Genomic DNA, 22262 nt, shown 5'->3' on the forward strand with positions numbered 1-22262 from the left:
AGAGATTAGAGAAAACAAAAATTTAAAACCACGAATGAAATCGATTAAGTCTACAACATATTAGAGGGAGTAATAGAGAGACAAAAGCCAAAAAGCTTTTTAAAACAAATTTTTTAACCACACACACTCCACACTACTTACTAACCTTACACTTTACTTTTACACACACGAGGAATCAAAACAGATTCAAAACCCTTTCATTAGAAAGGGCTTTTTTTTGCCTTCTTTTCAAGGCTAGTTACGAGCCGTAGAAAATGGCGTCACGATAAACAAAAGAGCTTCTCTTGTGATAAGAACTTAGAATAGTGACCGGATTTTAGCAAGAGCCGAGTCGAGAGAAAGTGAGCGAGCTCGTCCCAGTGAACAATTTAATGAAGCAAAATGAAAGATTTTCAACTGCAAATAATCCAAGACGTGGTTATATTTAAACAAAGATAAAAAAACAGTAAATAAAAATCAAAACCTTTACAGCAAATATTCCTCTATAATATCAGGATTATTTACACGCAACAATGCTGATGATAAATAATTTACAGCCGCAGTAATGGTTGTTTTTATAACAATGTAAATTTTATTAAGTTTTTAATAAATAATTCGCTTTTTATTAAGAATTGTAACTTAAGTCAAGCACATGTGTTTAGATAATCCTACATGTGGAATTACATACATGTAAGGAATATAAACAAGATGTAAATAAGTTTCTCTCTCTCTAATTCCTCTCTCTAATATGTGGTAGACTTAACCGGCTTCAGTCGGTTTTTTTTTGCGTATTTTTTCATAAATAAAAAACCGCCTGCAAAATACAAGCGGTTTTTAAAATATTGTTATACGTTTTTTGTTTTATGCTTTAGCACAAGCAGTGTCTGCTTTTTTAATACAATCTATAACTGTATCTACAACAGTTTTTTGTTCTTCTGCTTTTAGTTCAGGGAACATTGGAAGTGAAAGAACGCATTTTGTGTCTTTTTCGGTTTTTGGCAATGAACCTTCTTTTTGTGGCAAGTGAGCGTGTACTTTTTGTAAGTGTAACGGTACCGGATAGTATAACATTGCCCCAATTCCTGCTTCTTGCAATAGCTTATGAACAGCATCTCTGTTTTCAATTTTTACTGTGTATTGGTGATAAACACAATATGTATTATCTAATTCTTTAGGTGTTTGAACTTCAGGATGTGATTTGAATAATTCATTGTATCTGTATGCGTTAGTACGTCTTTTTTCGTTCCATTCGTCAATGTATTGCATTTTAATACGTAAAATTGCCGCTTGGATTTCGTCTAGTCTGCTGTTTACGCCGATTTCGTCGTGATAATAACGAACTGCTCCGCCGTGATTTCTTAGTGATGTCATTCTGTCTTTTAGATATTCGCTGTTGGTAACTGCTATACCACCATCACCCATTGCTCCAAGGTTTTTTGTCGGGAAGAAACTAAAACATCCGATATCACCAAATGAGCCCACTTTTTTGCCATTAAATTTTGCACCGACGGCTTGGCAACAATCTTCAATTACGTATAAATTATGACGTTTTGCAATGTCCATGATTGTGTCCATATCGCAAGGTTGACCGTATAAATGAACAGGAATTATCGCTTTTGTTTTAGGTGTAATAGCTGCTTCAATTTTGCTTGCATCAAGGTTGAAGGTGTTTTCATCTATATCAACAAATACCGGTGTTGCACCAACTATGCCGATAGCTTCTGTTGTTGCAACAAATGTAAATGCAACAGTGATAACTTCATCTCCAGCACCGATATCTAGGGCTCTAAGTGCTAAGTGTAGGGCATCTGTACCTGAATTTAATGTTACAGAGTGTTTTACTCCGATAAAATTCGCAAATTCTTCTTGCAATCCTTTGTTGTGTTTACCCATTATATAGGCACCTGATTGCAAAATATCCAAAACTTCTTTTTCTATTTCTTTTCCTGTTTGTTTATATTGTCTTTTTAAGTCCAAAATAGGAATCATCTTTTTCTCCTCCTAAATATTAATTTTCCACAATTCGATTGTAGCACATTATTTATATGCCTTTATAAAATCTTTATAAAGGAAAAGGTGATGATAATTAAGATTTGAACTAGGCTATAGCCCCCATATCAAGCAATTTTTTTACATCAGATACGATGATTTTGTGGATTTCTTTCGGTTTTAAAGTTCCATCGATTGAAATAAAATTATTTTTTTCGATAATTTTTCTATATTCATCAAGACATTTGCCTTGATACATTTGAAAACTTTTGTAGAAATCAGAACTTAGCCCGATGTCACGTCCTGACTCCCAATAATCGAGTCCGGTTGTGCCGATAATTCTTTTTAGAAGCATTTCAACGGGGACATCTAAATAGAAAACCAAATCAGGTTCAGGGGCATAATTATATAGGTTTTCAACCCATTCAACATCATGTCCTCTTACGACATCTCTAACACAAGCCGTATATGTATATCTGTCTAAAAGAACTACAAAACCTGCTTTTAGTGCGGGTAAAATTGTTGTTTCGAGCCTATCAGTAAAATCTGCTGCGTACAACAGGCTAAAAGTAGTTGCGTTAAGCAGGTTTCTGTCTTTGGCGTCATCAATAGCGTCTGCTATAAATCGAGAGGTCTTCCACTCACTAACCATTGCACCGTAGGATTGATCTTCAATCCAGCGTTTTAAAAGTTCAATTTGAGTAGATTTCCCAGAGCCGTCTGTACCCTCGATTACTATTAGCAATCCGTCGTATCCGTGTTTTGATTTGTATTTTGAAACTTTTTCCATTTATAGATTGATTCCTTTTTTTGCAAGAACTTGTTTTACTTTTTCCCTGAATATAATTTGTTTTGCATGGATTGAATCGCAAGCATCAATTTCTACAAGTCCATATTCGCTGACCATTTTTTTATATTCCGCATTGACCCTGCTTTGGAAAATTTTGTAACTTTCATAAGGGTCGTTGCTGATTTTTAAATCCATGCCTGCTTCGTAGAATTTAGGTGTTCTATTAGAGCAAATTCTCTCTAATGAAACTTCAACCGGAACATGGAAATAAAGAGTTAAATCGGGTTTAACCGCAAAACCGTACATATTTCGAACCCAATCAGGGTCAGCTCCTCTTGCTACATCTCTTGCGAAGGCGGTATAAACATATCTGTCTGCCAGTACGATGAAGCCAGCTTTTAGTGCAGGAATTATGATTTGCTCAAGTCTGTCTGCAAAATCAACAGCGTGCAAAAGGCTGAATGTTTTTGGGCTTAGCAGATTTTTCTTTTTCGCCATTTTAGTTGTTTGAGAGATTAAATCAGAAGAATTCCATTCTGTAAAAATTACATCTTGTTTTCGAGATTTGAGCCAATCTCTTAATATAACAAGTTGAGTTGATTTCCCCGAGCCGTCAATCCCCTCTACGCAAATAAGCGTCCCCGGAAGATTATGCAATTCATCTAGTCTCAATTTTAATTCCTCTATTCCAATAAAGCTTCTAACCAGTATCGCATATTTTTTCGCTCCTTTCAAGTCACCTGTAAAATAAGTCTGCTTTTTAGAACTTTAGGCTATTGTCAGTTTTGTCATTATGGCTTAATAAATTGAATTATGATGAAAAAAATATTCGTAATTTTTCTATTAATTCTATTTTGTTTTTTACCTGCTTTCGCAGAAGGAACTCTTACCGGCACTCTATCTTTGGACGAAGCTTTGGAGCTTGTTTCGACAAATAATCTTGATATTTTTATTTCATCAAAAAACGTTGATAAAAGTAAAAAAGACATCAAAATCGTAAATGCCTTGAAAAACCCCAAATTTGAAACGTTTTTTTACCTCGGAAATACTTCAATCGGTAACCCTCAACAAGGCGGAATAACTCTCCCCATCGAGGTTATGAAAAGAAAACCGCGAAAGGAAAAAGCTATTTCTAATTTTGGGTCTGCAAATATTGTTTTGCAACAAGATATTTTTAAAATAAAAATGACTGTTCGGTCAAGATATATTGAGTATGCCGGTTATAAATCTATTTTGAAAGATTTATTGATTCAACAAAAACTTTTAGAAAAAACACTTGCTGTTTCTAAAAATAAATTGAATAAAACTGATGCTGCTGAAATTGAATATTTGCAGGCGAAAATTATATATAATCAAATAATTACGCAAATAAAAGGGGCTGAAAATGAGGAAAAATTGGCTCAAATCTTATTTAACAAATCCTTGAATTTAATCGAAGACAGCCTATTTGATATAATAGATGACGGGCTTGAAGAAGACAGTGATTATGAAAAATTTGCGACTCCAAAACCTGATACAAATCCCTTATCCCTTGAAGACGCAGAAAAAATTGCGTTTGAAAAAAGATTGGATATTCAACTTGCTAAAAGTGATATTGATACTGCTCAAAAAGAATTAAAAATAGCAGAAAGTAAAAAAATCCCTGATATTTCTGTTTCTTCAGGTTATATGTATCTTTCTGATTTCCAAAATAATGATTTTGGAATTTCTGATGGGGGAGTTCTTCAAGGTGCATTTGTCGGAGGAAGTATTGATTTACCGATATTATACAGGTATAATCCTGAAATTCAAAAGGCAAAAATAAATATTGAACAAAAAAAACTTGTTTTAAAGTCTGTTCAAAACAAGGCAAGACAAGATGTCCGCAAGGCATACTTGGATTTTGTAAATTCAAGAGATATTTTAAACTATTATCATACAGGTGTTTTAGAAGATTCTGATAAGGTTATCAAATATTCTCATAAAGCTTATGCTACAAACGAAATGTCATTGACCACTTTAATTGTTTCTCAGCAAACTCATTTGAATCTCTTACGCTCATATATGCTTGCATTGATTGATTATTATGACGATTGGCTGAATTTGTTGTCTGAGATGAATGTTGAAAATATCGACTTTACAAAAACTCCTTGTTTGCCTTAGTTCATTGCGTTTTCTTTACAAACGCATGCACTTATTGCATCCATAAGACGAGAAACTTCGATAATTGTTATCTCGTATTTGTTTTCAAGTTTTTGGTTCAATTTTGGGATAATTACTTTTTTAAATCCTAATTTTTGAGCTTCCATTATTCTTTTTTCGATATTATTAACTTGTCTTATTTCGCCAGAAAGCCCTATTTCACCTATTATAACGGTATCAGGGCTTACAATTACATCTCTTGCACAAGTTGCAATAGCAAGAGCTATGCCGAGGTCAGCTGCCGGCTCATCAATTTCTATTCCGCCGATAATATTGACGTAAACATCATATTTGCTAAGGTTTAGCCCAATTCGTTTTTCTAAAACGGCAAGGATTTGCAAAACACGGTTGTATTCAACACCCGTAGAAACCCTGCGAGGTGTGTTGTAAGAGGTTGAACCGACAAGTGCTTGTATTTCTACTAAAAGTGCCCTTGTTCCTTCGTTTGTCGCAATTATTACGCTCCCCGGGGTGATATTCTTGGTTCTGTCGTGAATAAATAGTTCACTCGGATTTGTTACTTCGACAAGACCTGATTCTACCATATTAAAAACGCCGACTTCATTTGTACTTCCGAATCGGTTTTTATTGCATCTTAAGAGTCTGTAAGATTTATACCTGTCACCTTCAAAATAAACAACAGTATCTACCATGTGCTCAAGTATTTTGGGTCCTGCAATGTTGCCGTCTTTTGTGACGTGTCCGATTATTACTATTGTTATATTTTTACTTTTTGCAATGTCCATCAGGTAGTTTGTGCATTCTCTTATTTGAGATACGCTCCCTGCAGAGCTCGTAATTGCTCCCGTGTATATGGCTTGGATACTGTCAACCACTATAACTTGTGGCTCAAGTTTGTCGATTTGCTCTTTTATGCTTTCAAAATTGGTTTGAGAATATACATAAAGGTTGTCAGAATTTACATTTAATCTTTGGGCTCTTAGCTTTATTTGTGAGCTTGATTCTTCAGCACATACGTATAAGAGTTTTTTTCCGTTTTCGCAAATGGTTTTGCTGGTTTGAAGAACAAGAGTCGATTTACCTATCCCGGGGTCACCTGCCAAAAGCACCATTGAGCCCTGCACTAAGCCGTTTCCTAAGACTCTGTCAAATTCTTCAAAGCCTGTTGAAAATCTTATGGATTTAGTTATTTCGATTTCGTTAATAAGGCACACAGGCGAGTCATCTCGAAAAGTTGTTATTTTGCTTGTTGCTTGAGGTAGTTCTTTTTCTTCTGTAAAAGAGCCCCATGAGTTACACTCGGGGCATTTGCCCAAAGAGCGTGCAGTTTCGTAGCCACAGTTTTGGCAAATCCATTTCGTTTTTATTTTAGCCATCTAATTTTTCTTTTCTTGATTCTGTAAGGTCATAATTTTTATCAATTCCGATAATTGTTTTTATAACAGCTTGTGCCATTAAAATCAAGAAAGGATTAACTCCGGGGCTTGTATTTAGTGTCACTTCGGTTTTTGTTTTATCTTCTTTTGTTTTGCTGAAATTTTCTCTTTCTTCAAAGGCGATTTCTGTTTGGACGTTATAGTTTAAGGCTTCGCCTGAGAGATTTTTTTCAACTTCATTTTTGGGAAATTCTTTGCTGCATGTAATTTGCATAGCGATAGCTTTTTGAGGTGCTTTGAACAACACAACTTGCACGTTGCCGAAATGTTTAGTTGCAATCAAAATCGTAACAGAGTCGTCACTTTCACCGTTTCCGCCTGTAGTTTTTTCATTTATTTCAAGGCTAAAGCCGTTTTCTTCACCTAAAGGAAGCCACGGAAGGTAAAGCAACAAAATATTTTTTATCATTTGAGTCTGAGAAGTACCTGTGGTTGGAATACAAGCATTTATAACGGCAGACAATTCATTTAGTTGGGCTGTTTTCATAGATGTGCCCATTTGATTAAAGTTAGCTATCATTTGATAAAGCTTTGATAGTGCTTCTTTCCCGTTTTGTTGCATAAATTGAATTAATTTTGAAATATCAAGATTTGAATTCATCATTAAAGTTTCAAGCTGTGAGGCTGTTGTTTCAGCGGTTACGCTAGATGTCATCATCAACAAAAAATCTTTAAGGTTTTGCGGTAAATTCAGTAAATCTCTAAGCAATACACCTTTGTCACCACTATTTAATTGGGCTAATTGTGTATTTATATATTTCGTTTGGGCCGCTATTTGTTGATAAGTAATAGTTGGTGCAGGCGTTGGGGTCTGCGGCATAGCGTTATTTTGTGAAGATTTGAAATTTACCCCGTCTGCATTTTTGGCATTGCTTGCGGAGTTATTTACAAAATTTTGTGAATTAAAATTATTGGAGGATTGTCCGATATTCATATCACTCATAGTAATATTATTAATGAAAAAATTTAATTTGGCATGTTTGTAAAGTTAAAAAATTTGGTATAAATATTATTTATTTATTTCTTCCTCAAAACCCATGTGCGACAGGCTTTTGTCAATTTTTGTAATAATACTTTATATATAGGATTTAAGTTTCTACAAAAGTAGTATATAATGATAATGCAAGTTATAATCTTGGTGTTCTCAAATGTCATTTGATATTAACGGTCCTTCAAATTTTAAAAAACCGATGATTCAAGAGGCGCAGCAAATGAAAAATAATGGCGGCGGCGGCAACTTGGGCTACTTCAAACGTAAAAATAAAAAGAAAGAACAAAAAAGTGACGTTTTTGGCTCTGATGACGATACGTTTGAAGATACTTTAGACATAAAAGAGGACAAAGAAGAAAAACCTCCTGTTAAGGAGTTTTTCTCGAGTTTCGTTGAAAAATTTAAAAAACCGTTTGAACATAAAAAAAATGACGAGGACAAAGAAAATCCATTCTCAGATTAATCGTCAAATACATTTTTTATTGAGTTATAGGCAATATCTACAAGCTGTTTTATTTCGTTTTTCGTAATTACATAAGGCGGAATAAAATATATTGTGTCGCCTAAGGGTCTTAGAATAGCACCAAGTTTTAATGCTTCATAATATATTTTTTTGCCGATTTTTTCACTTGCGTCAAAAGGCGTTTTTGTTTCGCGGTCTTTTACAAGCTCAATCGCTACTATCATGCCTGTTTGTCTTACATCTCCGACTTGATTTAATTCGTATAATCTTTGGGTTTCTTTTTTCATGTATTCAATTTTTGGTTGAAGGCTTTCTATTATTTTTTCTTCTTTGAATATTTTTAAATTTTCAACTGCAATAGCTGCTGCCAGAGGGTTACCTGTGTAGCTATGTCCGTGGAAAAATGCCTTCATAAAGTCATCAGAATAAAAACCTTTGTAGATTTTGTCGTTAGTTATAGTTACAGCAAGCGGCAAATAACCCGCCGTTATGCCTTTTGAAAGACAAACAAAATCAGGTTCTATTCCGGCATGTTCATAGGCAAACATTTTTCCTGTTCTGCCAAATCCCATGGCGACTTCGTCGTGAATTAACAATATTTCATATTTATCGCAGAGTGCTCTTAATTTTTTAAGGTATTTAGGTGGATACATTCTCATTCCGCAAGCACCTTGTACTAATGGTTCGACTATCATAGCTGCGATTTCTTCGTGATGATATTTGAAGATTTCTTCTGCTGAATTTATACATTCGCACTCGCAAGTTTGCTTGTCACATCCCATAGGGCAACGGTAACAATAGGGGCTTTTTGCTTCAAATTTTTCAAATAAAAGCGGTTTGAAAATAGCATAAAATGTATCTATTCCTCCAACTGAAACAGAACCTAATGTGTCGCCGTGGTAAGATTGCTCCATTGCGACAAATTTGGTTTTTGTCGGGCGTCCTACTTGTTGCCAATATTGAAATGCCATTTTAATTGCAACTTCTGTAGCTGTAGAGCCGTTATCTGAGAAAAAAACTTTAGTTAAAGACGGTGCTGTGATATTAACAAGTTCTTCTGCAAGTTCAATTGCAGGAACGTGTGAAAAGCCACCCAAAAGCACGTGTTCGATTTTTTCCACTTGATTGCAAAGTGCTTTGTTTAGCCTCGGGTTTGAATGTCCCAATGTATTTACCCACCATGAGGCAATAGCGTCTATATATTTATTGCCGTCGATATCCCAAACATAAATCCCTTTACCTCGTTCAATGATAATAGGGCTTTCTTTTTCATAGTCTTTCATTTGGGTGTCGGGGTGCCAAACGTATTTTTTGTCTTTTTCGATTAGTTCTTGTTTATTCATTTTTTTCTGCCTTAGCAATCAAGTTAAGTCCGTTAAATACTGCTTTAACGTTAGCGTTGATTGTACTTTCGTCCTTTCCTCTTGATATTATTTTTTGACCTTTTGATGTTTCAAATTCTATAACGGTCATCGCTGTAGCTCCAGAGCCTAAAATTTCTTCGTCTAAAGCTTTTTGTTCGTAGTGGAGTAAATTGTAAGTAAAGCCTGCTGTTTTTAATGCGTTTAAGCAAGCGTCAAGTGGTCCGTTTCCTTCGCCTACCACGTCAAAATTTTCTCCGTTGTGACTGAATTGAAGTTGGAATTTTTCATTACAGATTTTTTCAAGTCCCAACAATATAAAAGGACCTTTGACATTGAAAACTTCTCTAAAGTAGATGTCAATAATGTTGCGGGTTGGAAGCTCTCCGACTTTTTCTGCCGCTTCTTTAACAATAGGCGTAATTCTGACGGCTTCTTGAATTGTAATCGGATAACCTGCGTCTGAAATGATTTCAAATACTGCTGTTTTTCCTGATTGAGAAGTGAATCCGAGTTTTTCGTCGTCTTTTCTACCTATTAAAGAAGGGTGAATAGGTCTATAAGCACCTTTTTCCATATCTTTGGTTTTGATGGCACCGTCTTGGTGGATACCGCTTCTATGTGCAAGAGATTCAGGTCCGATTAAAGGGGCTTTATCTGCAATAGGTACTTTCGCCATATCTGAAACGGTCAAGGCAAGCTCATATATTTTTGACAAATCCAAAGGTACTTCGATGCCTGAATTATGCAAGGCGACTGCTACTTCATACATATTTGTATTGCCTGCTCTTTCGCCTAATCCATTTAGACAGCATTCAAGTTGAACGGCTCCTGCAAAATAGCTCTCAACAGTTGCTGCTGTTGCCATACCAAGGTCATTGTGGCAGTGAACCGCAATCATAATATCTCTCGGGAGTGCAGCATATACTTTTTCTACCATATCTACAAAAGTCTTGACTCTTGTTCTTTCAACTGTATTTGGCAAATTTATAACGGTTGCACCCGCTTTAACAACTTTTTTCAACGAATCGATTACAAAATCTAAATTTTCCATGCAGTCGCCGAAGTGTTCTGCTGAAAATTGAACCTCTCCATTAGAGCCAATAGTTTTTTTTGCAAAGGTGACAGCTTCAATTGCTGCTTTTTGCACTTCTTGAGGACGTTTATTCAAAACGTATTTCATATTAAAAGGGCTCATTGCGATAAAAGTGTGCAATCGGGGACGTTTACAAGCTTGAATAGATTCAGCGGCTTTTATTATATCTTTCTCAACAGCTCTTGCTAATGCAGAGATAACCATATTATCAGGTGCTATTTCAGAAAGTCTTTTACAAGTTTCATAATCCATTTCAGATGCAGCCGCAAAGCCTGCTTCTACTGCTTGAACATTTAGTTCGACGAGGTGTTTAAATATTATTTCTTTTTCGACCTTATTCCAAGGTTTTTTTAATGACTGATTGCCGTCACGTAATGTAATATCATAAAAAAACGGTTGTCTTGACATATTCACCTCATTGTTTGCTCTTTTCAGTTTCACTCATTCATTGTAGAATAAAATTGCTTAAAGATAAAGGTAATAACAAATGATTGATAGATATTCCCGTGACGAAATGAAAAAAAATTGGGATTTAGATAGCAAATTCTCATATTATTTAATGGTGGAAAAGGCTATTTGCAAGGCTTATAATCAAATGGGGTTGATTCCTGATGATGATTTGAAAAATATATTAGAAAAAGCTTCTTTTTCTGTTGAGAGAATTGATGAAATTGAAAAAGAAGTAAATCATGATGTTATCGCTTTTTTGACAAATGTTAATGAAAATGTAGGTGATTCATCTCGTTACATACATATGGGCGTTACAAGCTCTGATATTATTGACACTGCTCTTGCTTTACAAATTCAAGATGCTTCAAAAATTATAAAAAATGATATGAAAGAGCTTATAAAAACTTTGCGAGAAAAGGCACTTGAGCACAAGAATACAGTGTGTATAGGTCGTTCGCACGGAGTGCATGCCGAACCGATGACTTTCGGTGTAAAAATGTGCAATTGGGTCGATTTATTTGAGCGTAATTTGAAAAATTTTGAGCAAGTTTCAGAAACTGCAAAAGTAGGTCAAATATCAGGTCCTGTCGGTACTTACAGTAATATTGACCCTCAAATAGAAATTCTTGCGTGTAAAGAGTTAAATTTGACTCCGGCAAGGATTTCCACTCAAGTAATTGCAAGAGATATTCACGCTCAATTCCATCAAGCTTTAGCTCTTATTGCAACTGTTATCGAGCAATGTGCTATTGAATTGCGTCATCTCCAAAGGACAGAAGTTTTGGAGGTTGAAGAAGGCTTTTCTAAGGGGCAAAAGGGTTCTTCAGCTATGCCGCATAAGAAAAATCCTATCTCTGGTGAAAATCTCTCGGGTTTAGCTCGTATAGTCCGCTCAAACTCAATAGCTGCATTAGAAAACATTCCACTTTGGCATGAAAGAGATATAAGTCACAGTAGTGTGGAAAGAATTATTTTTCCCGATTCAACAATCCTCATTGACTATATGCTTAACCGTTTAAATACAGTTATGAAAAACCTTGTTATCAAAGAGAAAAATATGCTCAAAAATACTTCTCTATACGGTGGAATTGTCTATTCGCAAAAAGTTCTTTTGAAGCTTTGTTCAAAAGGTCTTTTGAGGGAAGATGCGTACATATTGGTTCAAACAAATGCTCTTGACGCATTTGAAAATAACGGCAATTTTAAAGAAAATCTAATGAAAGATGAAAAAATTCTTGAATATCTCACCGTTGCAGAAATTGAAGAATGTTTTGACCTTCAAGATTATTTGAAAAATATAGATTCTATATACGCCAAGTTCTTTAGTTAATTTTCTTATTCGACACTAAAAAAAGAAAATTTTATTAATAATTAAGCTTACTTAAAAACTATTTTGGCTTAATCAATTTTCTGCAATACTTTGAAAAATGTTAAAAAGTCTAAATCTAAACTGATAACTACTATTAAAATTTTAAATATAATGCTACAATTCTTGAGAAGATACACTAATGAGGATATAACAGTGGCTTGCTGTACAGAAAAGAAAAAATTTTGTTTTGATAAGAAAACTAAAAAAACTATTTCAAAAGCTTTAAAGGCACTAGGGAAAAAGAATTTGGCGTTTATAGCTCACGCTAACAGTTTCCCTGCTGAAGATGGTAAAAATACAGGGTTTGGTACTACAAATTCTAAAGCTGCTGAAAATGTTATAGATTTCGTTAGTGGCGTTTTTAACGCTATTCAAGTCGGTCCTGCCGGAAAAACAAAAGCTATTGATTCTTCTCCTTATACAGGTACTATTTTCTCAAACAATCCTTTGTTTATTGATTTAGAACAATTAACTACAAAAGATTGGAAATCTATTTTATCAGAAGAAACTTACAATAATGTTGTAAATAATAATCCGAATAAAGAAGTAAATAAAACTGCTTATTCCTACATTTTTAGTGTTCAGCAAGAAGCTTTGAAAGAAGCCTTTGATAATTTCAAAGCAAAAAAACCACACAGACTCGGAAAAGCATTCGAAAACTTCAAAAAAAATAATGCTTTTTGGCTCCAAAACGACGCTCTATACGAAGCTTTGATTGTTGAAAATGAAAACGATTATTGGCCGAATTGGTCTAACGATATGGACAAAAGACTTTTAAATCCTCGTGATGAAAAAGAAAAAGCTATTTTTGCTGAAAGAAAAAAACAACTGGAAACAAAATATGCAGAATTAATTGAATTCTATTCTTTCTGCCAATTCGTTGTTTTTGAACAAAATGAAAAAACTAAAAAATACGCTAAATCTAAAGATATTAAAATGATTGCAGATAGACAAGTCGCTTTCTCAGACCGTGACACTTGGGCTTATCAATCTTTATTTTTAGACGGCTGGATGCTCGGCTGCCCTCCTGATTACTTCTCAGAAGATGGACAAGCGTGGGGCTTCCCGGTTATGAATCCTGAAAAATTGTTTAATCAAGACGGTTCATTGGGCGATGGCGGAAAATTATTAAAAGAATTATACAAAAAAATGTTTAAGGAAAACCCCGGTGGCGTCAGAATTGACCACATTGTAGGTTTAATCGACCCTTGGGTTTATAAAGTAGGACATAAGCCGAAAATTGAAGAAGGTGCAGGCAGGCTATACTCCTCTCCTGAACATCCTGAACTTTCAAGATTCGCCATTGCTACGATGGAAGATTTGAACGATGAAGTCGAAGCAGACAAAGAAAAAAGAATTAAATCTTTGACTGATGAACAAATCAAAAAATACGGTGCTTTGGTTGATAAAATCGTTATCGCAGCAGCTAAAGAAATGGGACTTGATAAAGATGCGATTGTCTGCGAAGACCTCGGCACTTTGACTTATCCTGTTGAAAATGTTATGAAATATTTTGAACTTCAAGGTATGAGATTGACTCAATTTGTTGTTCCGGAAAAACCAAAACATCCTTATCGTGGTTCAAATATTGAAGAAAATGTATGGGCTATGGTTGGAACCCATGATAATGAACCAATCTCAATGTGGGCTGCTCAAACAGTTAATACTCATGAAGGCTATTTGAACGGTAAAAATCTTGCAGATGATTATTGGACTGAAGCCACTGACGAAGAAAAAGAAGAAATTGCAGTAAGAATTTCTAAAGATGCTGATTTCTTAACTCAAACAAAATTTGTTGAACTTTTCGCTTGTAAAGCAGAAAATATTCAAATTTTCTTCACAGATTTCTTGGGCGTTTATGATGTCTACAACCGCCCTGGTACATCAGGTGATTGCAATTGGTGTTTAAGAATTCCTAACAACTTCGAAGAATTCTATTGCAACAATCTTGAAAACGGCAAAGGTATGAATCTTCCTTTGATTTTGAAGCTTGCTATTGAAGCTCGCGGTTCTGAATTTGCCAATAAAAATAAAGGTATTATTAAAGATTTAGAAGAATTGTTATAATGTACGAACTAAAAGTTGAAAGCTCGTTTTCTGCGGCTCATCATCTATTAAATTATGACGGCGAATGTGAAAATCAACACGGTCATAATTGGAAGGTCGAAGCTTACATCAGCGGCGACGAGTTAAATAAATCGAATTTGTTAATAGATTTTAAAATATTGAAAAAAGAATTAAACTCAATATTAGACATTCTTGATCATACTGATATAAACGAGTTACCTCAGTTTAAGAATAGCAGTCCAAGCAGTGAAATAATATCAAAGTTTATTTACGTTGAGTTAAAAAAAATAATTCCGCAAGTTTCTAAAGTTTCTGTTTGGGAAACTCAAAACTCTTGTGCGTCATATTTTGAATAAGGAGGAATATGTCTACATTGCAAGCCATTTTGATGGGCTTTATTCAAGGTCTAACAGAATTTTTACCTGTCTCAAGTTCAGGTCATTTGGTTTTAGTATCTAGTGTCTACAAGCTTTTATGTGGTCATGAATTTATTACTGCTAATGGCGAAGAAGTATTTTTTGATATCGTTTTGCATTTAGGTACTTTGTTTGCGATTTTTATTTTCTTTTGGAAAGATTTGATAAAGATAATAAAAGAATTTGTCAATGCGGTTAAAACAAAGAATTTTTCTGCTCCTGAGGCAATGCTCCCTATTTATTTAGTGGTTGGAACTATCTTCACGATACTCGTTGCTTATCCATTGAAAGATGTTTCGGAAAAATTGATTTCATCACCTGCAATCGTGGGGTGTTTTTTGATTTTAACAGGATGCGTTTTGTTTTTTAGTGAGATTATTTCAACAAAAATTAATTTAATAGATAAAATGAATTTTAAAAGAGCCATAGCAATTGGTATAGCTCAAGGGCTTGCTGCATTCCCGGGGTTATCTCGTTCAGGTATGACAATCAGCACAGGGCTTTTATGCGGTGTCGATAGAGTCACAAGTGCCCGCTATTCTTTTCTTTTAAGCATTCTTATTATCATCGGGACTTCAATTTTTTATCCTATTTTAGAAATTGAGCCTAATAGCTTTATTAATTTTAATTGGGGCTCAATTGTTATAGGATTCTTTGTTTCACTTATTGTTGGTTATTTCTGTATAAAATATTTCATGAAGTTTTTAAATAAACATTCTATGAAGATATTTGCTTACTACTGCTGGATTGTAGGTACTTTAATGGCGGTAGGTTTTCACTTCTTTGTTAAATAGAAAGGCGTTTTAATGCTTGAAAATTCTGTATCTTTTATAAAAGATAAAATCAATGGTTTTGTGCCTGAAATAGGTATTATTTTGGGTTCGGGTTTAGGCGAATTTGCTGATAAATATGAAGCAACAAAAATCAGCTATAACGACATTCCGGGCTTTAAGCCTTCCCATGTGGCAGGACACAAAGGACAGCTTGTTTTTGCAACGATTGAAGGTAAAAAAGTTGTTATGATGCAAGGTCGTTATCATTTCTACGAAGGTCATGATATGCAGACGGTCACGTATCCTGTAAAGGTTATGAAAAAATTGGGAGTGAAAACGCTTGTCGTTACAAATGCGGCAGGGGCTTTGCATAAGGCATATTTCCCTGGTGATTTAATGATTATCAAAGACCATATTAATTTCATGGGGACAAATCCTCTTATCGGTAATAACGATGATACTTTAGGAACACGTTTCCCTGATATGAGTAATGTTTACAAGGAAGATTTGAGAAACATAGTCAAAGCAAAAGCAAAAGCTTTAGGTATATCCGTAAAAGAAGGTGTTTATGCTGCAGTTACTGGGCCGAGCTATGAAACGCCGACAGAAGTTAAGATGTTGAAGCTTTTGGGTGCTGATGCGGTTGGAATGTCTACAGCACCAGAGGCGATTGTGGCAAATTATTGTGGCGTTGACGTACTTGGCGTGAGTTGTTTGACAAACTATGCTTCAGGAGTCACTGACTCCCCTCTAAACCATCAAGAAGTAATAGAAACAGCTGACAGAGTAAAAGAAAATTTCCAAAAACTTTTATTGGAAATCATTAAATCGGTATAAACTATTTTATTGTTGCAAAAAAGCTCCTTTATAGGAGCTTTTTAAATGCTTTATTTGTTTTTTGCTTCTATTCTACAGTATCGTATTCTTCAACTTCTTGTTGCATATTATTTTGTTGTTGCATTTGCATTTGAGATTGTTGATAGTTTGGAATATTTTGGTAGCTTTCAGCTTTTTGTTTTTCAAGATAAACTTGTCCATTTCTTACAATTTGTTGTAATTGGTTCAAGTCTGTATCAAGATTGTTCAAAATTTGTTCGGCGTAATTTTCAGCACCTTCTTTAATTTTAGCTGCATCTTGAAGAGCCAAAACTTTTGTATTTTCAGCTTCACGATTAGCTTGATTTTTGATATCTTCGCAGTCATTTATGACTTGTTCTCTAATTTTGGATGCTTCTTGTTGAACTGCTCTCAGCAATTCTGACTCACTCAAAATACGAGCAGCTTCATTTTGTGCGTCTGAGATGATTCTTTCTGCCCTGTTTTGAGCTTCAAGTTGAATTTCATCACGACGTCTTAATATAATTTCCGCTTCTTTAATATCTTCAGGAATTGAAGCGTCAATTCTATCCAAAGTTGCTTCCATTTCTGCATTTCTAAGGATAACGAAACCCGGCATGATGTGCAATCCTTTGTCTAATAAGAAGTTGGCTTTTCCTAAAAGCTCTTTAATGCGAAGCTGTGTCATAGTTATAATACCTTTCCTTTATATTTTTTCTTTCAAGTATTCGGCGACAGGTTTTGGTACAAATTTAGTTATATCACCTTTCATTGTCGCAATTTCCTTCACGGTACTGGATGAGATGAAGTTGTATTTAGGTTTTGTAATCAAAAATACGGTATTTATGTCTGAGGCAAGTGCACTATTTGTTTGAGAGAGTTGCATTTCGTATTCGAAATCGGAAACTGCTCTTAATCCTCTAATGAGGACATTTGCGTTTTTTTGCCTTGCGTAGTCGATTGTTAATCCGTCAAAACTGTCTACTTCAACATTTTGCAAATCAACACATGACTCTTTAATTAGCTTCAATCTATCTTCTATGGGGAGGAAGGATTTCTTTGAACTGTTCACTAATACGGCTATAATGACCTTGTCAAATATACTGGCGGCTCGCTTTAAAACGTCTAAATGTCCTTTGGTTATAGGGTCAAAGCTACCGGGGTATATCGCAGTTTTCACTTTTTTGCCTTTAAATCATGTATAGTACCACAATATAATTATATTTTAAGCATGAAATAAAGATTGTTAAGTTTGCTAAAATGTTTATGATTGTTTACAAAACTTTTGTCTTTTTCAGCTTAAAAATGAACGAAAGGCTTGCTATAGTTTGAAGAATGTCGAAAATCTTTTTTAGCTCAATTTCTCGTTTAAATATTTTTATTTTATGATTTAACATTTTTATATTCATTCTGTAGTCAGAAATTAGGTTTATTATCCCTTTTTTGTATCTCAAAACTGTCAAATTGACTTCACAAATCATTTTGTCTGTGCGAATTAAAAAAGTCATGACAAAAATTCCTGTAATGATTTCAAGTATTATTAATAGCATTATTAAAACAACTAACATATATTACCTTTTTGATAAAATTAAATTTTATACTATTATAAAGTATATCTACACAATTATGAATAGGCTTGGTATATTATTTTATGAGCAAATTTAAGTTTTATTCGGCTATTGTTGCCGCAAATACTTTATCTTTAGTTTTAAAAGCTATAAGCAAATCCTCGGGGACCTCTTTTCCCGGAATGGTCGGTTTAAAAATTTGTCCTGATTTTTTACAAATGGCTCAAAAATATGCAAAAGAAGGTATTGTAAATATCACGGGGACTAACGGAAAAACTACGACTGCCGGACTTTTGGCTCATATTATTAATATTTCAGGAAGAAAAGTCCTTCACAACGAAAAAGGTGCAAATATGCTTACAGGCATTACGAGTGCACTTTTAGATGGGGTCGGCTTCAACAGAAAATCTGATTTCTTTATTTTAGAATCAGACGAAGCATATCTGACAAAAGTTTATGACTATATAACTGCAACTTATCTTTTGGTGACAAATCTTTTCCGTGACCAGTTAGACAGGTATGGAGAACTTGATACTACTTTTAAAAAAATTCAAGAAGCTATTGATAAAAATAAAAAATTGAAATTGGTTTTAAATGCTGATGATCCGATGGTTTCAAATCTCGGAAATAATAATGAAAGAATTTATTATGGATTTGAAGATATTAAATTCGAATTTGAAACCCAAGATGCCAAAGCTCCTATTGAAACTGTTTCCTGCCCTGTGTGCGGGGAAGCTTTAACCTATAAAAAAAGGTATTATGCTCATATCGGTGATTATAACTGCAAGTGCTCTTATGGGCGTCCTGATTTGAAATATAAGGCTGTTGGGCATATATATCCGAGCCATTCTATTATAAATATTGAGCTTAACGGAAAAGAAGAAGCTTTTAAAATACCTTTACCGGGTTTGTATAATGTTTACAACGCTTTAGCTGCAATTGCTATGGCTCTTGAATTAGATGTTTCTCCAAGAGAAATTCAATTGGGCTTTGATACGTACAAATCTGTTTTTGGTAGGGCAGAAAGACTTACTATCAAAGGCAAAAGTGCACTTGTTCAATTGATAAAAAATCCGGTGGGTGCGACTGAAGTATTAAGGTTAATTGCCGATACTAAAAAATCAAAATTACTCATTGTTTTGAACGATAATTACGCTGACGGGCGTGATGTATCGTGGATTTGGGATGCTGATTTTGAGCTTTTGAAAAATTATACTCAAGATATTATCGTTTCAGGTGTCAGAGCTTTTGATATGGCTGTTCGCTTGAAATATGCAGGTGTTAACGAGTCTCAAATCCATGTTGAAAAAGATTTGAAAAATGCTATATCGGCTGCCGCTGCTATAACAGAGCAAGACGAAACGCTTTTGATTTTGCCTACTTATACCGCTCTTTTAAAAATGCAAAATATTGTAAAGAGATGTAGCTTTAAATAACTGCAACACTAGCAATATAAGTATGTTTGTGTTATACTGTGAGCGGAAAAAAGGAAAGATAATGTTAGTTAATTTTTTAGCAAGTTTAAATGCAATTTCAATGCAAAATAATATGGCATTCCGTGGAATGGCTATTCAAGATTCTGCTCTTAACAACATTGGAAATACCAGCTTAAGAGGTGCTTACTTATCTGACCAACGTTCTTCTTTAGAAGCATTAAAATGCGACACTTTTATGAAAGTTGCAGATGCACAACTTGATGCTTTAGAAAAAGCCGAAAAGAAAAATAATAACGCTCCTAAATATGGTGCTTAATTAATTCGTTTTTCTTTTTAAACAGGTTCATCAATCTTCTCGCAACGGAAGAAGCCTTCTGCACAATGCTCATAGACGCAATTTTTGCCGTCGTTTTTAGCTTTGTAGAGTGCTTTGTCTGCCAAGTCGATTAATTCTTTTTCGTTTTCTGCATTAGTCGGGAACTCTGCTATACCAATACTTATTGTTGGTTTTATTGTGGTTGCTTCATCTAATGGAATTGCAATTTTTGCAATATTTTGTCTTAGTCTTTCAGCAATAATTCTGGCATCTTTTGATGTTGTTTCAGGAAGAATAACCGTAAATTCTTCGCCACCGTATCTTGCAGGAACATCGATGTTGCGGACGGTATTTTTTATTGTTGCTGCTATTTCTTTTAAAACCCTGTCGCCTATAAGGTGTCCATAGGTATCATTAATGCTTTTGAAGTTGTCAATATCCATCATAAGCAAAGAAAGCACGTGTCTGTAACGTTTTGCACGTTTTAGCTCTGTTTCTAACAAAGAGTAGAAATGACGATAAATATATAATTTTGTTAAACCGTCTTTTGTTGCAAGTTCGTACAATTTTGCATTGTCAATCGCAATTGCAGCTTGGTTTGCAAGTGCTTCAATAAATTCAAGGTCTTGTTTGTTAAAAAGCCTGTTATTTTTTTTGTTTGTAATGTTGATAACGCCTATTGCTTCTCCTTTTGCGACCAAAGGTACGCAAATTAAAGAAGACACATTAGCTGATATATTGGCTTTTGAAAAACGGGGGTCGTTTTGCCCGAGGTTTGTTATAATAGAGCGTTTTTCCGCAAAAACTTTGCCGGCGATGCCTTCATTAGCTTTAAGTTTTGTGCATTCGATTACGCCGTTATTTATATCAAATTCATGTTTAGGGTCATTCAAACCATAGACGACTTTTACTTGCAAAGTGTTGTCAGTGTAGTCGTATAGCATTAAAGAGCCTTTTTCAGCATCAATAGTTTCGAGTGCTTTACCAAGTATGACTTGAATTAGCCCTTTTAAATCGTCAATAAAATTAACTGCTTGAGAAATATTGTATAAGATTGACAAATTGTGTAATGATTTGTGCAATTCTTTGATTTGGTTTTCCTGTTCTTGCTGTTTTGAAAATTTTATCAAAATCGGTTCGATACAATGGAATATTTTGTTTAAAGAAAACAAGTCACTTTCTGAAAATGGAGATTTATCTTGTTTTTGACCTATTGAACAGATACAGAATATTTCGCCGTCACGTCTGAAAACTTTGAAAAATTTGCTGTTCAAGTCTTGGAGCCCGTTTGCGTCCCAGAAAGCTTTGTATTTCAATTCTCCATTTTCGTCGGTAACTTCTAATAATTTTTCAGAGGCAAGTTTTATAAAAGATGCACCTTCAAGGTCGAAATCAAAGGTTCTGCAAATCACGTCATTGCAACTTTTTGAGTGGAACATTTCATTATTTTTTACAAAAAAGTATATTCCATTGATGTTCAATGTTGAAGAAATGAAGGAGCTGATTCGATTTATCAAGTCATCCAAAGAGCATGCTTGATTAGATATAACGTTTAATTCAAATAGGTTATTCAGTTCAAGAAAGTTCTTTTGCAAATTATGGATTTTTTCAGATAGATTTTGACTCATATCATTATTATAGGTTAAATTACTAAAATTATAATACTATACTTGGCGTATTATTAAATATTTTTAATATACATTTCGAGCATGATGTCGGGGGGATATTTTTTTATATTTTTTATTTGTAGGTGTTTTGCTTCTGCTAATTTGTTTATATCAAACCCTTGAACAAAGCTGATGGCTTGGTCATCACCGATAATTTGAGGTGCTATAAATTGAACAATTTTGTCTGCGAGATTTTCTTGAATTATAGCAGACGTAAGATTTGCACCAGATTCTATCATTATGCTCTTTATACCTTTGTTCCAGAGCATGCTTATCGCTTTTTCAAGGTCAATGTGTGTGTTTTTCGATGGACATGGCATTAATTCTACATTTTGGCTATATGTTTTTTTGGTTTTCTCAATGGCATCTTGGGTTGTTAAGATATAAACTTTTGTTCTGTCATTTTTGTAAACATTATAGTCGGGGTTCGTTTTCAATTTTGAATCAACAATTATTCTGATGGGATTTTTGCCGTTTTTTATTCGGCATGTTAAATTGGGATTGTCGGCAATAACTGTTCCTGAGCCTGTCATAATAGCATCATTGGCGTTTCTTATTTGTTGAACTTTGTGTCTTGCTTTTTCACCTGTAATCCACTTTGAGTCACCGTTTTTGCAGGCGATTTTTCCGTCAAGCGTTGTTGCTGTTTTTAGAGTTATAAAGGGTTTATTTTCTATTTGATTTTTGAAAAAAATTTCATTAAGATTTTTACAATCTTCTTGAAGAATTCCGCTTATGACTTCAATACCTGCTTTTTCAAGCTTTCTAATGCCTCGTCCTGCAACAATGGGGTTTGGGTCTTGAGTCCCTATGATTACTCTTTTAAACCCTTTTTCAATAAGCATGTCGGCACAAGGAGGTGTCTTTCCGTGATGAGAACATGGCTCTAAGTTTACAGCAATAGATTTACACTTCAGGTCGCAATCGGCATTTCTTATGGCGTTCACTTCTGCGTGTGCTTCGCCGCATTTGTGGTGGTAACCTGTTGAAATTATTTTGAAATCGTCATCAAAAATAACAGCTCCCACTAAAGGGTTGGGGCTTGTTTTCCCTTCTGCTTGTTTAGCTAAAGATAAACATTTTTTTATAAGTTTTTCGTATTCTTTTTTAGGCACA

21 protein-coding genes are annotated in these 22262 nt (G+C 34.5%); 9 read left to right on the top strand and 12 right to left on the bottom strand.

What is annotated here, in order from left to right:
• Positions 1 to 840: 840 nt before the first annotated feature.
• From PHV37_04015 to tmk (PHV37_04025), 3 genes are all read right to left on the bottom strand, one after another.
• Complete coding sequence (locus tag PHV37_04015) at positions 841 to 1968, bottom strand: DegT/DnrJ/EryC1/StrS family aminotransferase (protein ID MDD3237242.1); 1128 nt, start codon at positions 1966 to 1968, stop codon at positions 841 to 843.
• Between the two features lie 109 nt (positions 1969 to 2077).
• Complete coding sequence (gene tmk / locus PHV37_04020; GenBank protein ID MDD3237243.1) at positions 2078 to 2758, bottom strand: dTMP kinase; 681 nt, start codon at positions 2756 to 2758, stop codon at positions 2078 to 2080.
• Positions 2759 to 3430 (bottom strand): dTMP kinase, encoded by a 672-nt coding sequence (gene tmk, locus PHV37_04025; GenBank protein ID MDD3237244.1) that lies wholly within the window; start codon positions 3428 to 3430, stop codon positions 2759 to 2761.
• Between the two features lie 141 nt (positions 3431 to 3571).
• Here tmk (PHV37_04025) and PHV37_04030 point away from each other — a divergent pair, with 141 nt between their 5' ends.
• On the top strand, positions 3572 to 4900 hold the full coding sequence (locus tag PHV37_04030) for a TolC family protein (GenBank protein ID MDD3237245.1): 1329 nt from the start codon (positions 3572 to 3574) through the stop codon (positions 4898 to 4900).
• On the opposite strand, the gene radA is transcribed toward PHV37_04030, so the two are convergent.
• Both radA and PHV37_04040 read right to left on the bottom strand, forming a co-directional pair.
• Positions 4897 to 6276, bottom strand: a complete 1380-nt coding sequence (radA, locus tag PHV37_04035; protein ID MDD3237246.1) for a DNA repair protein RadA — start codon at positions 6274 to 6276, stop codon at positions 4897 to 4899. The two genes, PHV37_04030 and radA, sit on opposite strands and share 4 nt — an antisense overlap.
• On the bottom strand, positions 6269 to 7279 hold the full coding sequence (locus tag PHV37_04040) for a hypothetical protein (GenBank protein MDD3237247.1): 1011 nt from the start codon (positions 7277 to 7279) through the stop codon (positions 6269 to 6271). Before PHV37_04040 ends, radA begins: the two co-directional genes overlap by 8 nt.
• Positions 7280 to 7547: 268 nt before the next feature.
• Here PHV37_04040 and PHV37_04045 point away from each other — a divergent pair, with 268 nt between their 5' ends.
• Complete coding sequence (locus PHV37_04045) at positions 7548 to 7790, top strand: hypothetical protein (protein MDD3237248.1); 243 nt, start codon at positions 7548 to 7550, stop codon at positions 7788 to 7790.
• Here the strand turns inward: PHV37_04045 and bioA are convergent.
• Together bioA and PHV37_04055 are read right to left on the bottom strand one after the other, a co-directional pair.
• The gene (gene bioA, locus PHV37_04050) at positions 7787 to 9133 is read right to left on the bottom strand and encodes an adenosylmethionine--8-amino-7-oxononanoate transaminase (GenBank protein MDD3237249.1); all 1347 of its coding nucleotides are present in this window, start codon (positions 9131 to 9133) and stop codon (positions 7787 to 7789) included. The genes PHV37_04045 and bioA overlap by 4 nt on opposite strands.
• A complete protein-coding gene (locus PHV37_04055; GenBank protein MDD3237250.1) occupies positions 9126 to 10688 on the bottom strand; it encodes an alpha-isopropylmalate synthase regulatory domain-containing protein in 1563 nt (520 codons plus the stop codon). The genes bioA and PHV37_04055 overlap by 8 nt, the downstream gene beginning before the upstream one ends.
• 46 nt (positions 10689 to 10734) lie before the next feature.
• On the opposite strand from PHV37_04055, the gene purB reads away from it, so the two are divergent.
• From purB to PHV37_04080, 5 genes are all read left to right on the top strand, one after another.
• Complete coding sequence (gene purB, locus PHV37_04060; protein MDD3237251.1) at positions 10735 to 12027, top strand: adenylosuccinate lyase; 1293 nt, start codon at positions 10735 to 10737, stop codon at positions 12025 to 12027.
• A gap of 192 nt (positions 12028 to 12219) precedes the next feature.
• Positions 12220 to 14133: a 4-alpha-glucanotransferase gene (locus PHV37_04065; GenBank protein MDD3237252.1), complete on the top strand. Its 1914-nt coding sequence runs from the start codon at positions 12220 to 12222 to the stop codon at positions 14131 to 14133.
• Positions 14133 to 14489 carry a 6-carboxytetrahydropterin synthase QueD gene (gene queD, locus PHV37_04070; protein ID MDD3237253.1) on the top strand — a complete coding sequence of 119 codons (357 nt, stop codon included), beginning with the start codon at positions 14133 to 14135 and terminating at the stop codon, positions 14487 to 14489. Before PHV37_04065 ends, queD begins: the two co-directional genes overlap by 1 nt.
• An 8-nt stretch (positions 14490 to 14497) precedes the next feature.
• Positions 14498 to 15343, top strand: a complete 846-nt coding sequence (locus PHV37_04075) for an undecaprenyl-diphosphate phosphatase (GenBank protein MDD3237254.1) — start codon at positions 14498 to 14500, stop codon at positions 15341 to 15343.
• Between the two features lie 12 nt (positions 15344 to 15355).
• The gene (locus tag PHV37_04080; GenBank protein MDD3237255.1) at positions 15356 to 16159 is read left to right on the top strand and encodes a purine-nucleoside phosphorylase; all 804 of its coding nucleotides are present in this window, start codon (positions 15356 to 15358) and stop codon (positions 16157 to 16159) included.
• Positions 16160 to 16226: 67 nt separating this feature from the next.
• Here the strand turns inward: PHV37_04080 and PHV37_04085 are convergent, their stop codons facing one another.
• From PHV37_04085 to PHV37_04095, 3 genes are all read right to left on the bottom strand, one after another.
• Positions 16227 to 16847 (bottom strand): hypothetical protein, encoded by a 621-nt coding sequence (locus PHV37_04085; GenBank protein MDD3237256.1) that lies wholly within the window; start codon positions 16845 to 16847, stop codon positions 16227 to 16229.
• An 18-nt stretch (positions 16848 to 16865) separates the two neighbouring features.
• On the bottom strand, positions 16866 to 17339 hold the full coding sequence (gene coaD, locus PHV37_04090; protein MDD3237257.1) for a pantetheine-phosphate adenylyltransferase: 474 nt from the start codon (positions 17337 to 17339) through the stop codon (positions 16866 to 16868).
• 94 nt (positions 17340 to 17433) lie between these two features.
• Positions 17434 to 17727 carry a hypothetical protein gene (locus tag PHV37_04095; GenBank protein MDD3237258.1) on the bottom strand — a complete coding sequence of 98 codons (294 nt, stop codon included), beginning with the start codon at positions 17725 to 17727 and terminating at the stop codon, positions 17434 to 17436.
• 83 nt (positions 17728 to 17810) lie between these two features.
• On the opposite strand from PHV37_04095, the gene PHV37_04100 reads away from it, so the two are divergent.
• The gene (locus PHV37_04100) at positions 17811 to 19163 is read left to right on the top strand and encodes a Mur ligase family protein (protein MDD3237259.1); all 1353 of its coding nucleotides are present in this window, start codon (positions 17811 to 17813) and stop codon (positions 19161 to 19163) included.
• A 61-nt stretch (positions 19164 to 19224) separates the two neighbouring features.
• On the top strand, positions 19225 to 19479 hold the full coding sequence (locus PHV37_04105; GenBank protein MDD3237260.1) for a hypothetical protein: 255 nt from the start codon (positions 19225 to 19227) through the stop codon (positions 19477 to 19479).
• 17 nt (positions 19480 to 19496) lie between these two features.
• Here PHV37_04105 and PHV37_04110 read toward each other — a convergent pair whose 3' ends face one another.
• Together PHV37_04110 and ribD are read right to left on the bottom strand one after the other, a co-directional pair.
• A complete protein-coding gene (locus PHV37_04110; protein ID MDD3237261.1) occupies positions 19497 to 21107 on the bottom strand; it encodes a sensor domain-containing diguanylate cyclase in 1611 nt (536 codons plus the stop codon).
• A gap of 53 nt (positions 21108 to 21160) precedes the next feature.
• Positions 21161 to 22261 (bottom strand): bifunctional diaminohydroxyphosphoribosylaminopyrimidine deaminase/5-amino-6-(5-phosphoribosylamino)uracil reductase RibD, encoded by a 1101-nt coding sequence (gene ribD, locus PHV37_04115; GenBank protein MDD3237262.1) that lies wholly within the window; start codon positions 22259 to 22261, stop codon positions 21161 to 21163.
• Position 22262: the final 1 nt, after the last annotated feature.

This window comes from Candidatus Gastranaerophilales bacterium (assembly GCA_028693235.1).
Taxonomy (GTDB): Bacteria; Cyanobacteriota; Vampirovibrionia; order Gastranaerophilales; family Gastranaerophilaceae; genus JAQUVW01.

Excerpts from the sequence above, each read along its gene's own strand:
- PHV37_04045 (MDD3237248.1), top strand. The coding sequence starts at position 7,548 with ATGAAAAATAATGGCGGCGGCGGCAACTTGGGCTACTTCAAACGTAAA.
- PHV37_04075 (MDD3237254.1), top strand. The coding sequence starts at position 14,498 with ATGTCTACATTGCAAGCCATTTTGATGGGCTTTATTCAAGGTCTAACA.
- queD (MDD3237253.1), top strand. The coding sequence starts at position 14,133 with ATGTACGAACTAAAAGTTGAAAGCTCGTTTTCTGCGGCTCATCATCTA.
- tmk (MDD3237243.1), bottom strand. The coding sequence starts at position 2,758 with ATGGAAAAAGTTTCAAAATACAAATCAAAACACGGATACGACGGATTG.
- PHV37_04100 (MDD3237259.1), top strand. The coding sequence starts at position 17,811 with ATGAGCAAATTTAAGTTTTATTCGGCTATTGTTGCCGCAAATACTTTA.
- PHV37_04110 (MDD3237261.1), bottom strand. The coding sequence starts at position 21,107 with ATGAGTCAAAATCTATCTGAAAAAATCCATAATTTGCAAAAGAACTTT.
- PHV37_04095 (MDD3237258.1), bottom strand. The coding sequence starts at position 17,727 with ATGTTAGTTGTTTTAATAATGCTATTAATAATACTTGAAATCATTACA.
- PHV37_04015 (MDD3237242.1), bottom strand. The coding sequence starts at position 1,968 with ATGATTCCTATTTTGGACTTAAAAAGACAATATAAACAAACAGGAAAA.
- PHV37_04085 (MDD3237256.1), bottom strand. The coding sequence starts at position 16,847 with ATGACACAGCTTCGCATTAAAGAGCTTTTAGGAAAAGCCAACTTCTTA.
- bioA (MDD3237249.1), bottom strand. The coding sequence starts at position 9,133 with ATGAATAAACAAGAACTAATCGAAAAAGACAAAAAATACGTTTGGCAC.
- PHV37_04080 (MDD3237255.1), top strand. The coding sequence starts at position 15,356 with ATGCTTGAAAATTCTGTATCTTTTATAAAAGATAAAATCAATGGTTTT.
- purB (MDD3237251.1), top strand. The coding sequence starts at position 10,735 with ATGATTGATAGATATTCCCGTGACGAAATGAAAAAAAATTGGGATTTA.
- PHV37_04105 (MDD3237260.1), top strand. The coding sequence starts at position 19,225 with ATGTTAGTTAATTTTTTAGCAAGTTTAAATGCAATTTCAATGCAAAAT.
- PHV37_04030 (MDD3237245.1), top strand. The coding sequence starts at position 3,572 with ATGATGAAAAAAATATTCGTAATTTTTCTATTAATTCTATTTTGTTTT.
- radA (MDD3237246.1), bottom strand. The coding sequence starts at position 6,276 with ATGGCTAAAATAAAAACGAAATGGATTTGCCAAAACTGTGGCTACGAA.
- PHV37_04040 (MDD3237247.1), bottom strand. The coding sequence starts at position 7,279 with ATGAGTGATATGAATATCGGACAATCCTCCAATAATTTTAATTCACAA.